The 14,855-nt window shown below is 41.6% G+C and carries 16 protein-coding genes; 8 read left to right on the forward strand and 8 right to left on the reverse strand.

Annotated elements, in window-relative coordinates; genetic code table 11:
• The first annotated feature begins 9 nt into the window (after positions 1-9).
• From RMZ42_RS11710 to RMZ42_RS11740, 7 genes are all read left to right on the forward strand, one after another.
• Entirely contained in the window at positions 10-675 is a 666-nt protein-coding gene (locus tag RMZ42_RS11710) for a heme-copper oxidase subunit III (RefSeq protein WP_322671598.1), read from the forward strand.
• A gap of 37 nt (positions 676-712) precedes the next feature.
• Positions 713-958, forward strand: coding sequence for a hypothetical protein (locus RMZ42_RS11715; RefSeq protein WP_322671599.1), 246 nt, complete (start codon positions 713-715; stop codon positions 956-958).
• A gap of 652 nt (positions 959-1,610) precedes the next feature.
• Complete coding sequence (locus RMZ42_RS11720) at positions 1,611-1,889, forward strand: chaplin (protein WP_322671600.1); 279 nt, start codon at positions 1,611-1,613, stop codon at positions 1,887-1,889.
• Positions 1,890-2,051: 162 nt separating this feature from the next.
• Positions 2,052-2,270 (forward strand): bacteriocin, encoded by a 219-nt coding sequence (locus tag RMZ42_RS11725; protein WP_322671601.1) that lies wholly within the window; start codon positions 2,052-2,054, stop codon positions 2,268-2,270.
• A 198-nt stretch (positions 2,271-2,468) separates the two neighbouring features.
• A complete protein-coding gene (locus RMZ42_RS11730) occupies positions 2,469-2,765 on the forward strand; it encodes a hypothetical protein (protein WP_322671602.1) in 297 nt (98 codons plus the stop codon).
• 173 nt (positions 2,766-2,938) lie between these two features.
• Positions 2,939-4,306, forward strand: a complete 1,368-nt coding sequence (locus tag RMZ42_RS11735) for an NAD(P)/FAD-dependent oxidoreductase (RefSeq protein ID WP_322671603.1) — start codon at positions 2,939-2,941, stop codon at positions 4,304-4,306.
• 448 nt (positions 4,307-4,754) lie between these two features.
• Positions 4,755-5,165 carry a peptidoglycan-binding domain-containing protein gene (locus tag RMZ42_RS11740; RefSeq protein WP_322671604.1) on the forward strand — a complete coding sequence of 137 codons (411 nt, stop codon included), beginning with the start codon at positions 4,755-4,757 and terminating at the stop codon, positions 5,163-5,165.
• Between the two features lie 307 nt (positions 5,166-5,472).
• Here RMZ42_RS11740 and RMZ42_RS11745 read toward each other — a convergent pair whose 3' ends face one another.
• On the reverse strand, positions 5,473-6,108 hold the full coding sequence (locus tag RMZ42_RS11745) for a nucleotidyltransferase family protein (protein WP_322671605.1): 636 nt from the start codon (positions 6,106-6,108) through the stop codon (positions 5,473-5,475).
• Between the two features lie 5 nt (positions 6,109-6,113).
• Entirely contained in the window at positions 6,114-7,271 is a 1,158-nt protein-coding gene (locus RMZ42_RS11750; protein ID WP_322671606.1) for an XdhC family protein, read from the reverse strand.
• A gap of 537 nt (positions 7,272-7,808) precedes the next feature.
• Here RMZ42_RS11750 and RMZ42_RS11755 point away from each other — a divergent pair.
• Entirely contained in the window at positions 7,809-8,975 is a 1,167-nt protein-coding gene (locus tag RMZ42_RS11755) for a calcium-binding protein (protein ID WP_322671607.1), read from the forward strand.
• A 44-nt stretch (positions 8,976-9,019) separates the two neighbouring features.
• Here RMZ42_RS11755 and RMZ42_RS11760 read toward each other — a convergent pair whose 3' ends face one another.
• From RMZ42_RS11760 to RMZ42_RS11780, 6 genes are all read right to left on the reverse strand, one after another.
• The gene (locus RMZ42_RS11760) at positions 9,020-10,591 is read right to left on the reverse strand and encodes an MFS transporter (protein ID WP_322671608.1); all 1,572 of its coding nucleotides are present in this window, start codon (positions 10,589-10,591) and stop codon (positions 9,020-9,022) included.
• 19 nt (positions 10,592-10,610) lie between these two features.
• Positions 10,611-11,927: a Gfo/Idh/MocA family oxidoreductase gene (locus RMZ42_RS11765; protein ID WP_322671609.1), complete on the reverse strand. Its 1,317-nt coding sequence runs from the start codon at positions 11,925-11,927 to the stop codon at positions 10,611-10,613.
• Positions 11,928-12,409: 482 nt separating this feature from the next.
• Positions 12,410-13,123 carry a DUF4142 domain-containing protein gene (locus tag RMZ42_RS11770; RefSeq protein WP_322671610.1) on the reverse strand — a complete coding sequence of 238 codons (714 nt, stop codon included), beginning with the start codon at positions 13,121-13,123 and terminating at the stop codon, positions 12,410-12,412.
• Between the two features lie 167 nt (positions 13,124-13,290).
• A complete protein-coding gene (locus RMZ42_RS34690) occupies positions 13,291-13,410 on the reverse strand; it encodes a twin-arginine translocation signal domain-containing protein (RefSeq protein ID WP_409882190.1) in 120 nt (39 codons plus the stop codon).
• Between the two features lie 371 nt (positions 13,411-13,781).
• The gene (locus tag RMZ42_RS11775) at positions 13,782-13,901 is read right to left on the reverse strand and encodes an NmrA family NAD(P)-binding protein (protein ID WP_322671611.1); all 120 of its coding nucleotides are present in this window, start codon (positions 13,899-13,901) and stop codon (positions 13,782-13,784) included.
• A gap of 137 nt (positions 13,902-14,038) precedes the next feature.
• Positions 14,039-14,416, reverse strand: a complete 378-nt coding sequence (locus RMZ42_RS11780; RefSeq protein ID WP_322671612.1) for a DUF6632 domain-containing protein — start codon at positions 14,414-14,416, stop codon at positions 14,039-14,041.
• Positions 14,417-14,855: the final 439 nt, after the last annotated feature.

Raw genomic sequence — 14,855 nt, forward strand, 5'->3', positions numbered from 1 at the left:
TTACGAATTATGCAACAGCGCAGCATCCATATAGATGAAAGTCCGATCCGTTTCGATCAGTGGCGGCGACGCTTACCGAATTGGTTACAGCGCTTTCTGCCAAGTGGTGGCGGAAGTCATGAAGATCATCATGGCAAAGGAATGTTTGGGTTTACTGTATTCCTGTTGTCGGAAAGTATCATTTTTTTGAGTTTTATCTTTACTTATGTTGCTTTACGACTGAATACTAATAACTGGCTACCACCTGGTGTTTCTGGGCCAGAATTGTCTAAACTCGTGATTATTAATACAGTCGTTTTACTTTCTAGTAGCTTTATGATTCAACCAGCAGAAAATGCCCTCAAGCGTAATCAATTGGGTAAATTTCGCTGGCTCTGGCTAATAACGATCGCAATGGGAATCTACTTTTTAATTGGTCTATTAATTGAGTGGAAAAATCTCGATTTCAAGCTCACTACGGGATTAGTTGGTTCCACATTCTATTTACTGACAGGTTTCCACGGTTTACACGTTCTGGCTGGTGTTGTGCTTCAGATAATTATGCTGATTCGCTCATTCATTCCAGGCAATTATAATAAAACTCACTTCGGTACAAGTGCGACAACTCTATTTTGGCACTTTGTTGATGTAGTTTGGGTCTTCCTTTTCTCGCTTCTCTACCTTTGGCGGGCATAAAAATTTTCAGTTTAGCAAGTATTTCAGGAGTAATTTTATGAATTTATTCATCCAAGAACTACCAGCATCAGAACTCGCACCAAAAGCAGTTCAAGAAACTCCCGCACCAGGTAAAGATCCACTGATTGCACAAGGTTTACAAAAAGAGCAATATATTGGCATTATTGGGCTAGCGATCGCTCTAATTGCTGCGGTGGGATTTTTTAGTCGCAGAGTCGAATACGCTATTGCTTTCGCTTTATTCCTCAGCGTCTTTTTAATTGCGTTATTTTTATTCGTATAGCAAATTTGTCATTTGTAAATACAAATAACTAATAGAGATATTGGGTGAAAAGAAATCAGGACTTACGCAAACAATAGCTGAAACCCTTATTTTTAGGTAGGGGCAATTCATGAATTGCCCCTACCGCGTGTAGTTTTGCGTAAGTCCTATAAATTCGCAGCGAAGCACGACTAAAGAAACGTCGCCCCAAAGCTTACCCCTTAATAACGAAATCTCGGCATGAATTACAAAAGCAATTGCAAACTGTTTAAACCACAAGCCTTTGGGCTTTTATTAGTGCCATTCGTTTAAATGGTACGCTAAGGCTAAAACGAAGATGGGTAAGCTTTATAGCAATTATATATTCAGCTACAACAGTACTTATTTTGTCAAGTAGGAAAAGTAGGAAAAGTAGGATGTTTTGTAGGAAACCTTGATTATCCTGTTGATAAGCTTTAAATTAGTGCGTAATACATAGTCAAATCAAAATATTGGCAGATAATAAAGCTTCCTTAATTAACAAAGAACTTGTGACAACCATCTTTACTACTTCCCCGTGTCTTGCGTTTATACCCGATCCAAGAGGAATTATCTCTTATTTGATAATTCATGCAAGAGAGCCATAGCACACTTAAGCACAGAGATTGAAAACAACCAAAAAGAGTAAAATAAAATGTTAAAAATCTTTTCAACCAAGAAACAAGCAACAAAAGAAGTACCTACACTCCATCAAGAAGAACTAGAATTGTTTGAAGAACTAGATGACGCTGATTTATTGAGTGTATTTGGCGGAGATTCAAGTGCAGAAGGTGCTGCTGTTGGTAGTCCTGGAGTTCTTTCGGGGAACCTTGCTCAAGTACCCGTTCATGTACCCGTTAACGTTTGTGTTAATAGTGTCAATGTAATTGGTCTACTTAACCCAGCTTTCGGAAATACTTGTGTAAATGATTAACGATTTGCACTCTATTGAATATTACGATTAAATAGCGATCGCAAGCATTATGTATTGAATTTATCTGAGAGTTTTTGATGTCTGCTATCAAAGACACTTAGGAGAATTATGACTAACAACAAAAAAGTCTAGAAACGTCCTCAACTGGAGCAAGCAAAGCAAATGCAAGTAGACAAATTCCAAATCAATGAAATCGATGATTTGAAGGAACTTTCTGATGATGAGCTAATGGCTATAGTAGGAGGAGCAAAAACGGCGTTGGCAGAGGGAATAAAGCAATTGGAAGGGCATTTAGTGGATTTGGAAGCACAATTAGAAAAATTGAATCCACAAACAGAAGTGGGGAAAGCGTTGTTGAAATCGTTAGAAACTTTAGTTTAAGGGAGCCTAAACCTAGTTAGAAGAAGAGATAAGCTAATTATCTGGAGGTTAGACTAAATAATGAAAAATAGGGTGTGTGATTGAACACAAGTTTCCTATTAGCAGAAGCATCAGAGTTGAATCACCAACTCTCGTCTGGCAATATGAAAAGTACCAAAATATAATCAATGTAATTTCAATTAATGAACAAAGGAAGTTATGACAAACAACAAAATTGCCGACTTGGAAACTAGCTTTTTTGAAGAATTGAGTAATGCAGAATCAATGCTAGTAGTAGGAGGAATTGGTAATGATAATGGTATAAACACTGTGAACGGTAATGGATCTCTTCAGATATACGCAAATCAAGTTAATGTCGGCGACTCATCTCCTCAGCAGGGATTGATTCAAGGAGGTTTCACCCTCAACAGACAAGAACCGAAAGGAGATGAACCCCTGTCACGTGTATTAGATAACATACCAATTTTGTCTGGAAATGCTTCTGTCGGTAGCTGAAACGTAGATGGAATATAGCTAAATAAGAAATAATTTTTTTATCTATAGAGAAAGTGGTCGCCATAGTCGATCGCTTTTTCTATTGGTAAAAGTTTAGACTTTTTTAAGTTTTATCTTAACAAAAGGAGTAATTATATAAAAGTGAGTTATGAATTTGGTAAAAGAGATATTTTATGAGTAACCCAGTTTATCAAACTGTGATTCTTGGTGGTGGCTTCACTGGCTTATTTACAGCCTTACACCTGGCTCACGAACATTATCCTCGCTCTGTAATTTTGATCGATCGAAATGAAAGCTTTTGCTTTAAGCCATTACTCTACGAATATTTCAGTGGCGAGATGGATGCTTTTCAAGTAGTACCGCGTTTTACAGAATTGCTTAAAGGTAGTGGTGTAATTTTTGTTCAAGATGCAGTGGAATCGATCGACTTGCACCAACAACAAGTCAAATTAGCTTCGGGAAACTCATACAACTACAGTAACTTAGTCTTAGCTTTGGGTAGTGTTACTAGTTATCATCATCTTGAAGGTGCTAAAGAATACGCTTTTCCTTTTTGGACAGAAGCAGATGCGATCGCTCTCGATCGGCATTTAGGTGATTGTTTGCAAAAAGCAATCAAAACTGAAGATCCAGAACAACGTCGTCAACTGCTAACAGTAGTTATAGTTGGTGGTGGTGCAAGTGGTGTAGAAATGGCAGCTACTTTAGCTGATTTACTGCCACATTGGTATAACGCTATGGGAGGAAATTCTAGTGAAATCCGGGTGGTATTGCTCAATCACGGACAAGAAATTCTCAATGGTGATATTAACAATCCTCTGCGCCCAATTGCTGAGAAAGAATTACAAAAACGCACGATCCCAATTGAAATACTTACGGGAGCAGAAGCCACTACTATTCATGCCAATGCCATTGAATATAAACGCAATGAGCAAATTGAAACATTGCCAACATACACCGCAATCTGGACAGCTGGCACTTCTATTCACCCACTAATTAAAGATTTACCAATTTCTCAAGAACATCGCGATCGCCACAACCGCCTCCTAGTGAATTCTACAATGCAACTACTCGACTTTCCAGAAGTATTTGCAGGTGGGGATTGTGTAGCAGTCCAAGATAATTCACTACCGCCAACAGCCCAAGTTGCTTATCAGCAAGGAGCCAATATTGCCCAAAATTTAAAAGCATTAGCTTTAGGCGAAGCCCTCAAATCAGTAAAGGTAAATATACGCGGAACTCTCTTAAAATTAGGGTTAAATGATGCTGCCGCTAACTTATTCAATATTTTTGAAGTTGCAGGAGAATCCGGGCATTTAATTCGTCAAGGAACTTATTTAACGCTATTACCAACACCAATTCATGACTTTAAAGCAACAACTGAATGGGTGGATGAAGAGATTTTTCATCACCATCTCGATCCTCATGATGTAGGCAAAAAAGTTGTCCAAGCAGTGGAAGTGGTTGGCGCAGGAGTTATGGGTGTTTTAGCTGCCAGAAAATTATTGAAAATGTTGGGTTCGGAAGATAAAAGAGATTAGTACAGTACGGCGTAAATAAACCACGCATTCAAAACCGAATGGCACGCTTGTAAAGCCCAAACACTTATTGTATCCTCGTTCCCAGCCTCCAGGTTGGGAACCAGTTGGGGCAAGGGCTGTATCTTAACAAGCGTGCCATTCCATTCAAAACCAATGAAATGCTTACGCTGTATTAATTTTTAATTTTTAATTTTTAATTCCGCCTTGCGGTACTAGCGCAATTTCGTGCGACATAAATTTTAATACATTTAGTCATGGTTTTGTCACAATTTCGCAATAGCTTTGTCAATACGACGTGTGATGCTATAGCTCTGGCTTTGGAAATAGTCTCAGACTAAATCCACACACCAGAATCTACAGAGGAGAATCACTTAAGGCACAGTAGCTTATGAAGATGACTCTTCAGATAGAAATTGCAAAATCTCATACAGTTGTAAGGAACAAGAAAATGAATTGGAAAGTACTTGCTTTGCTCCCTGCTTTGACTCTAGCTACTGCTGTACCTGCTTACTCTTTAACTAATAATAAAAACCAAAATTCGGCTACTGCTACCCACATTGCCCAAAGTACTCAGCAAGGCAACACCATGAAAAAGCCTAATGCTGTACCAAAGCTTAGTGCCAAGCACAAGTCTAATCATCTGGCAAAGCGTAGTACTGGTACTGTACTAACAGTAGGCAGCAAAGGAGAGACAGTGAAAACTGTTCAGAATTCTTTAAAACAGCAAGGATTCTATACAGGAAGTGTGAATGGTGTGTTTGATAACAAGACTCGTGCCGCTGCGATCAAATTTCAGAAGTCTAAGGGATTAAGAGCAGACGGAATAATTGGACGCAGAACTTTAGCAGCTCTTAAATAAAATTGTTTCCTAATATAGGAATCCGGTTTGATTCGGAGAATTTACTTGCGCGTGGGCAGGGAACAGGGAATAGAGAATAGGGAACAGGAAAGAAGGCATAGATCCGTACTGAGTCTTGTTTAAAAATAAAATAGGAGTCCTATATCCTCATTCCTAAAATGCTTTAAAGACAAAAGGCTAGGAAAAAAATTCTAGCCTTAAAATACTAACCCAACTTTTTCTATTTTTCTATCTGTATAGGTCGGGGAGGCACTGCATTGTGGAGCTAGCGCGGTCTTTTCTACTTGTTCGCTTTTAGCGTTCTTGTTCAAGATGCTTCAAAAATTCCTTTAGTAATTGATAGCAATTGTTCGTAATCCTTTGGTGTATCAATATCTATATCCCCTAATGGAAACGGAATAGAAAACACTTCATTAAGGTTATGATTAATAACTTTTTTCGCTCCTGAAGTTTCCTTTAAAGCGGCAAGTTCTGAAAAAAATGTCTGACTGAATAGAGCAGGTACACCTAATGTATCTCCATATTCACAAGCAATAATCGGTTTTTTTGTCGAATAATATGCATCAACAAGTTGATTGAGAATTTGGGGAGAAACAAATGGCTGGTCGCAAAGTGTAATAACTACTGCTTCTATTTTTTGCGGAAGATTATTTAACAATTCAATACCACTCTTGATTGAGGTACTCATTCCACAAGCCCAATCTAAGTTTTTAACTACTTTAACGGGAAGTTGTTTAATTTGGGGATGAATCTGTTCTGCGTTGGCTCCAAGTACTACTACCACAGGTTGACAAACTGAAGCGATCGCTATTTCTGTAATATATTGTAAAAAACTACGCCCTTGGTAAAGCAATAGTTGTTTCGGTGTACCCATCCTAGTAGATGCACCAGCAGCAAGAATCATAACGGCTATGGTTGATTTCTCGTTGTCTATAGCAGTCATAAAAACTATGAGGTAAGTAGCAAGTTTGAGTTGCTTTCATAACATTGGTGAATCGGTTGATTGCGATTTTTTAAAAAACTACCATTGCGGTTTGTTAGCACTGCTTGAATTTCTGCAATAATCGCGATCGCTATTCCTTCAGGTGTATCTGCTCCGATATCAATCCCAATCGGGCCATGCAATCTAGTTAATTGTTCCGTAGTATAAACTATTTCTTGCGAACGTAAATCTTCAAGCAATCTTTCAGTACGTGCTTTTGGGCCTAAAACCCCTATGTAGCGTGCGGGAGATGGCAGCAATGTTTTCAAAATTTCCAGGTCATCAAGATAATTATGCGTCATCACTACGGCAACTGTCTTGACATCTATAAATATTTGTTTTTGGACAATTTCTCGCTGAGTCAGAATCACGTCACAAGCTGTCGGAAATCGCGCTTTAGTTGCCTCATTAGCCCGACAATCGACTACAGTAACGTCCCAACCTAATGCTTGAGCAAACTGTGCTACGGGTACAGCATCATAACCAGCACCAAATATTACTAAAGGCGTGGGTGGTTGGATGACTTCAATAAAAACTTCTGCACTGCCTAAAGGTAACTGATAGTTTTTTACACTAGACTTTTGATTAATAAAAGCTGCTTGAGTATCTACTTGCAGAGATTGAATTAAATTTGGATCTTTGATGTCAGCGATAATTTTACCATCAGGATACAGCAGTAAACGCGACCCAAGTTTCACATCTACCTCGCCTTCAAAAGCAAAGACTGTAGCAATAATACCCAAATGTTTTCGCTCGAAGCACTCCTGCATAAAAGCGATCGCATTTGGTGAACTTTCTTTTTCCAGACGTTCGATCAGAACTTGCACTGTTCCATTGCACCCCAAACCAAAGCCCCAAAGAATATCTTCCGAGGCGGTGTTATCGTAAGTAACAACAATTGGTTCGCCGTCCGACATTCGTTGTTGAGTATGCTCAAATACATCATTTTCTAAGCAACCAGCGCTGATTGTTCCGATCGTCCGACCTGTATCTGTCATCAACATTTTGGCACCCGGTCGGCGATAGGTTGAACCTTGAGTTTTGACTACAGTAGCAAGAAAAGTAATTTCACCATTTTTTTGACTTAACTCGAAGCCTTCTAAAATTGCTTGTAATTCGTTCATTTGATTGTTTATTTTTCTGTTTCTAGCAGTTTGTCAGCTTGAGCAAGCAGTCCCAATGAAAACAATGTGATGACTGTGCCCATCCTGTGCGATTGTGCATCGCTGCTAGTGTCAAACACAAGTCTCTTTGCCGCCCATTAACGATGCAGTATATGCATTAGACTGAGGTGCGTTGTTAACCGCCGCAAGCATCGCAGTATCGTACTACTCAAGATAAGCGAAAATACCCCTGAAATCATGCCCCACAAGATAGTTGTCAACTTGAGCATTTATCTATCGCTTAGAATTAGCACGGAATACTGATTTTCTGTAACTTACAGTAAATACTCTCAACCACCCGCAAGATTAGAGAATTTTATGTTGTGCGATCGATAACAAACTATGTGTTGTTTTAGACAAGGAATGCAATCACCATTGAGATGAACACTGAGACGCCGTTGCTTGGGCAAGTTAACTCAGTTTCATCTTTTTTTAGTATCTTGTGGTTCATAACACGTTAACATACAGCAGTTAACCACAAACAAGTAAAGCAAGATTATGGCACTAATTATAGGCACTGATGGAGACGACATTTTAGTTGGAACTGATGGAAATGACACATTTATCGCCAGTGCAGGTAACGATACCATTACTGGTGGAAAAGGTAACGATATCATTGATTACAGTGGCTTAGAACAACCGGTAATAGTCCAGCCAGTGGTTATCCAAAAAGGTGCAGTTGGAAATGACACGTTTAAAGATTTCTTTGAAACTGCGATCGGTGCTACAGGACAGACTAACATTATTAATGCGACTTCTGACAGCACAAATGTATCAATAATAGCTGACTTATCTAAAGAAAGATTAGAGATCAGAGTTGTAGGTTCGCCATCAATAGCAGTCAATGTGAAGAATTTTGTAAATGTAATTGGTACAAATCAAAATGACGTAATTACTGGTGATGTTAGGGATAATGAATTATCTGGCAGTGGCGGCAATGACATTATTAGAGGCAGCGCAGGCAACGATACCTTAAATGGTGGAGATGGTATTGATACAGCTGATTACAGCAAATTGGGTCAAAGCTCTACCATATTCATTGATGGAACTCTTAAAAAAGGTGGTGGACTAGGTACAGATTTACTTGGTAATTTTGAAAATCTTATTGGTGATGCTAGTGCTGTAAATAACACTATAGACGCCTCAATGGCTCCTTCAATACCCTTTTCATTTTTATCCGATCTATCAGTCAACGCCAACCTGGAAACTCAAAGTTTCGTAGTGAATAATCTTCCTGGCGGAAACACAGCTAAATTTACATTTATAAACTTTGATAATATCAAAGGTACAAATCAAAGTGACACCATTGTTGGAGATGGGCAAAATAATCTCTTATTTGGTAATGGTGGTGACGATACACTTTCTGCCAAAAATGGCAATGACATACTCACTGGTGGAAATGGTAACGATATTCTCACTGGTGGAGTAGGTGCAGATAAATTTGTTTTTAACAACGTATTAGATGGTGTTGACATTATTAAAGACTTCAAGGCTGTTGAAGGTGACAAAATCCAGGTTTCTCAAACCGGGTTTGGTGCTATTTCAATCAATGATTTCAGTTATGATGCCCTAACTGGTTCTTTGTTCTTCCAAGAATCTAGATTTGCCATTGTTGAAAATAAACCTATTGGTTTTCAAGCCAATCTGGACATTCAACTTGTTTAAGAATATCCTATTTTCAGTCTTTTCTAAGCTCGTGCTTCTTGGGATTAGCGAGCATAAATCATGTGAGAAATAACTGGGGGTTCATCGCCTTGATGAAAGGCAAAAACCCTTTCACGAATCTCTCGATCTGCCACCGTAAACCGCTCATATTGACGTAAATGATCTACCCAAGACTCGACGATAAACGTCTCTAAGTAGCGATGTGGCACAGATGTATCGTGAAAGATGCCCCAACGAACCGCACCATCTCGTAGCCGCACCACGCGCAGGGCATGAATTGCTGTAATGAATTCCTTTGCTTGAACTGGGTCAATACAATATTCAAGTGTAACTAAAACTGGTCCTTGTTCTGGTTGCAATTCAATTACTACCAGCGGTTCTGCCCGCCGTAATGCTGGGCCTAAATCCAGTTTTCCTGATATCAAGCGGTAACGCCGCGCTGTAAAGGTTCCCCCTACTAAGCCGATCGCAGCAATGAATAAGGCAATCCGCATACCCCAATGCTCTGCCGCTGCACCCCAAACAATACTACCAATTGCTGAACCTCCTTGAAATACCATCTGATAAGTTCCTAGCGCCCGCGCCTGCACCCAAGCGGGAACCGCAAGCTGCACTGTAATATTTAAGCTGGATGTCATACTTGTCCAGGCAATTCCCGCCGCCAGCAAAGCCAGCAACACCAAAGGTACGTTGTGAATAAACGCCAGAATTAATGTCGCAACCGCAAACACCAGAGTTCCAGCAATCACAACTCCATCGGCTGTGAGACGTTGGCGCACTCGTGGCATCAAAATTGCACCGAAAATCGCTCCCAATCCAAAGCAACCGAGTAGTAAACCATACCCACCTGCTCCTTGTCGCAAATCTTGTTGTGCTACCAAAGGCAGCAAGGCTAACAAAGCACTCGTGCAACTAGTTAAAACAGCGGCTCGAATTAACACGGCTTGCAGGGTGGGAGAAAAACGGACATAGCGAATACCAGCCCGCATAGAACCTAATACTCGCTCTGCGGGCAGGGCGCTTTCATAAAGCGGTTGGCGCTGCCAACGATAGAGGATGTAAATCACCCCGATAAAAGAAAGGCCATCAATCAAAAAGACGACTCCCGCATTTGCCGCCACCAAAATCAAGCCTGCGATCGCTGGCCCAACTGCTCTGGCAATGTTAAACCCAGCACTATTTAAAGCAATGGCAGCCATGAGTTCCGATCGCGGTACTAATTCTGGTACAATTGCTTGCCAAGCTGGGCCATTCATTGCCGCTCCCAAGTTGAGCAAAAACGTCAGCGCCAGTAGCGACCACGGTGTAATCGTACCTGCAAAAATCAATCCACTCAAGATCAGTGCAGCAACCAGCATCCAGACTTGCCAAAACAGTAGTAACCGACGGCGATCGAAAATATCTGCTGTTGCTCCGGCTGGTAGTCCTAACAGCAGCACTGGCAAAGTTGCTGCTGTTTGCATCAGTGCCACCAACAGGGGAGAAGTGGTGAGAGAAGTCATTAACCAAGCTCCCGCTGTGTCCTCCATCCAACCGCCAATGTTGGAGACAATCGAGGCAATCCAGCGATCGCGAAACAAAGATTTACGGAGCGGACTCCAAGCAGAGGTTGTCATAACTGCGGTATGCACGTATTTACTTCAGCATTCTAGGAGCGGGGCCACGAGTGGTATCTAATCCTGACACACGAGGTAAGGTAATCGTCTTGCCTGTTCGTGCCGCTTCGTAAATCAACGCTATAAGTTTTTGGTCTTGCAAACCTTCTTCACCAGGTGTATGAGGTTGTTTATTTTGAATCACACAATCCGCCATGTGATCGATTTCTAAAGCGAACTGATTCTTCTCACCTATCCGCACTTCGCTAATATTTTCTGCCATGCTGTTGGTTGGGGATTTGCGCGAAGTCATCATTCGCAAACCATTGTAGGAGAACGCCGGATCGAGTTGTCCCCAAGCATCAGAGCCGAAAACGCGAAACCGCCGCCCTTCATGAAAGCCGTAGCTAGTGGAGCAAATCCCTAGTATTCCACTGGGAAACCGCAGCTGGAAGGTGACATTTTCTTCTACTTCTTTGAAGCGCGGATCGCCGGGAGTACTAAAGATTTGGGCGCTAATTGCGATCGGTTCCTCTCCCGTTAAATAGCGAGTTGCATTCAAGCAATAAATTCCTACATCCGGTAAAGAGCCACCTCCAGCTAAGGCGCGTTTCAATCGCCACTGATTTAAGTCACCTCCCTGATTTTGTCCGTTATCTGCCTGAATCACCTTCACAGTTCCCAATTCTTTGCTACGGATCATCGCAATCATGGCGCGATGGTGTGGCTCATATTGGCAGCGATAAGCAATCATCAGCTTGCGATCGGCTTGTTTGCACGCGTCGATCATTTGTTGAGCATCTTCGACTGTGGTTGCCATTGGCTTTTCACACAGAATATGCTTTCCAGCTTTCGCACCACGCACCGTATATTCCCGGTGCATACTGTTAGGCAGTACAATATAAATTACATCAACGTCTGGATTGTTGCGGAGATTGTCGTAATTCTGATAGTTGTAAACGTTCTGCGGTTTAATGCCATACTGCTGGGCAACAAGATTTGCTTTGGCAGCATCACCACTAACTAATGCAGTTGGCTTTGCTAGTTTACATTCTGCAAAGGCAGGCATGATTTCTTCTAATGTCAGTCTGCCAAGTCCAACGATCGCAAATCCCAAACGTCGCTCTGGAGGTAATGCAGTTGGTGGCCCACCCGTATCAACCTCAGTTTTTTCTGAGATGGGCGCAAACTCAATCTGAGGCGGCAACGGGCCTCCGCGAGGAGTGGCTTGTCCCGTTGGTTGTTGGGCAGTAACCTCTTCGCCCATACTACCAATTGCGGCGGCTGAAACGGCTCCTAACCCAGCTGTAGTTAGAATTTGACGACGAGAAATTTTTCCTTTAAACAATTTAGACATCGTGGTTCCTTAAAATTCTCTTTAATGATGAAATTTTCGGCTTCCAGCAGAAATCATGTATTTGAACCACATCTGTCGTAGGGACACATGATTGCTCATTGTTGTCAACTTAAGCTCAAACGTTTGTCCCACATACGCTTTACCCCACCCCAAAGCATCGGCTTGTAATACACAAGTCAAATTACCCCCCTTAATCCACCCGATATATTGGGGGGAAACAAGATTTCTTGTTCCCTCCCCTTTATAAGGGGAGGGTTAGGGTGGGGTAAAACCTTGGTTACTCAGCTATTTTAGAAAGGTTACTGGGTTTGGGAAAATTCCTATACCTTTACCCCTTACCCTTTTCCCTACAATGCCAAGAAATTTAATCATTGCTGTACCCCTACCACCTTCTGTACAAAAGGCTACGCGTAGCTTGCTTGCAAGAGTACGCGCAGCAGATACAAAGGGAAAGAAGAAATGCTTAACTGAACTTTATTGCCTTACGGGGTAGTGGTTGGAGTTGGGGTGCTAGTTGGAGTTGAGGTGCTAGTTGGAGTTGAGGTGCTAGTTGGAGTTGGGGTGCTAGTTGAACTTCCAGGATTAACAAGAGAACTAACCTCTTGCAAATGTTGTTGGAGGGTTGGTAGCGTTTGAGCCGCAAATGCTTTCACGTCTGCATCTTGTCCTTGTTCAGCTTCAGTTTGGAATGCAGCGACATCCTTTTGATGAGCTTGAAGCATCTGGTTCAGATATTGACGATCGAAGTTAGCACCAGAAAGTTTGGATAAACGTTGCTTTACTTGCTGATTTTTGGCGCCAATAGTAGTTGGCAGCGTCACACCTTTTTGAGCCGCCAGCTGTTTAAGTTGATTGTTTGCTTGCGTATGATCTTCAACCATATGCTGTCCAAACTGTTTTACCACATTGCTAGCTCCACGTTGTAATGCCAGTTGTCCTAGTTGAACTTCTGCTAAACCATCTTGAGCGGCTTGAGTGATGAACTGTCTGTCTGCCGAACTGAGGTTATTTTGCCCTGATGGAGTTGGTGAGGTAGTTGGCGATACAGTTGGGGATGGACTCTCAGTTCCTTGTACAGGTACAGCAGCTGGAACTTCAGATGTAGTCTGGTCGTGCGGAGTAGTCGGTGTGCAACCAGTCGCCAGAGATAAAGCGATCGCTACTATACCAGTAGAAAATATTTTGAAGTTAGACATAATTAGGGTTCTCCTTAGATAAAGCTATATTTTGAAACGTTGAATGAAAAATTAAACGCGATCGCACAGTTGAGTAAGCTACAAACAAAGCCGATTAATGTGAAGCAGATGCCGTTGGTGCAAATTGTGCAAATAGATTCAAGATTTCTCGATTGAATGCAGGGATATCATCTGGTTGAGTTCTGTTTGGGCAAAGAGCGGTTGCAAAAATCCTTCCGAAACTGTAATGCTGCCACTAATCCCGAAGCAGAAGCAGTTTTTAACAAGCTGCGTCTACTGATTTCCATAATTGTCTCCTACAAGCACCAACAGGAATGAGCCGTATATTATCACTGCTATCTGGCACAGAGACTCTAGCTAAGGTGTGCTTTTAAATATACTCCGCAAGATGCATTCACAATGCAAATCGATGCATTCACCATGCAAGTTGATGTATTCCTAATGCAAGTCAATGCATTCATAATGCAAGTCGATGCATTCACCATGCAAGTTGATGTATTCCTAATGCAAGTCGATGTATTGTAAAAACTTACTTTTTGTTTAAACTTGCTTGATTTAAAACTTTATCAATAAAAGTAGGAGTTATATTATGTCCGCCTAATTAGTTATAATTCCCGCATCTGTGCAAAAACCAGGAAACCCTCTTTCCCCTTGCCCCCTAGTCCACGGAGTAATCGGAAGGAATGAACCGCTTCACGCCCTGCTGTTTGGCAGCATCAATCAAGTTTTTCTGCCCTGGAACCGTCACATCATTGTTGCCGATCGCAGAGACGACCACATCAACCCCGTCACAAACATCGAATACACGTAGAGACGTAGCAGTGCTACGTCTCTACAAGGTTTTGGGTTTTATATTTATCTAAAATGTGCTGTATCTCTTTAATGATGGGAAATACCCAGACATTCTATGCCCGTTCATGTACTTGACACCACTTTGCGGGGCGCTAAAAAGCCAAGGACGATCGCTACCAAGAACAATGCTGGAACATCACCAAACAGATGTCCCTGTTCAACAGGGTCAATTACTGCATGTACCGCCATGATCAGCCCGTGGATTGCACTTGATATGACGGTGAACCAGATTAAACTGAGGTGAGCTTCTGGTTGCCTTGAAGCCAACAGCAAAAATACACCAAGCGTCGCATAAACACCAACGATCATCTGTTCGTATTCGTGCTGACCTGGTTGCCATAACCAGCCTGATGCCCAGACTTGAGTTAGCGGATATATAAGTAGAAAAGCTATGCCAACAAGAACCAGAGCGATTCGTAAGTAGCGATCGCGCTCATCCATTGCTTTAACCTCCCCTATTTTCTAGTGCAGTCTTTACTAACAAAACTGCATCATTTTCTGATTGTATTCCCACTAGTGACACTTCAGCTTTAGAGCGTTAGAAATTTTAATGCTCCTCATGGTTTTTAACGTGAGTTCGACGGGTGCTATTTTGACCTCTCCCCCAGCCCCTCTCCTACCAGGAGAGGGGAAAAAACTTTTCTTTTTTCGTTACTCCTCCCTCTCCTAAAAGGAGAGGGAGGCTGGGAGGGAGAGGTCTGTCGAACTCACGTGTTTTTAGTGTCGTCTAACAGTTTTGTAATTGCATCGGTCTGTTATGCCAATACATTGGTCTGTTATGCCAATACATCGGTCTGTTATGTTAATACATCGGTCTGTTATGCCAATACATCGGTCTGTTATGCCAATACATCGGTCTGTTATGCCAATACATCGGTCT

Origin of the sequence: Nostoc sp. DedQUE05 (genome assembly GCF_034530955.1) — a bacterium.
GTDB lineage: Bacteria > Cyanobacteriota > Cyanobacteriia > Cyanobacteriales > Nostocaceae > Nostoc.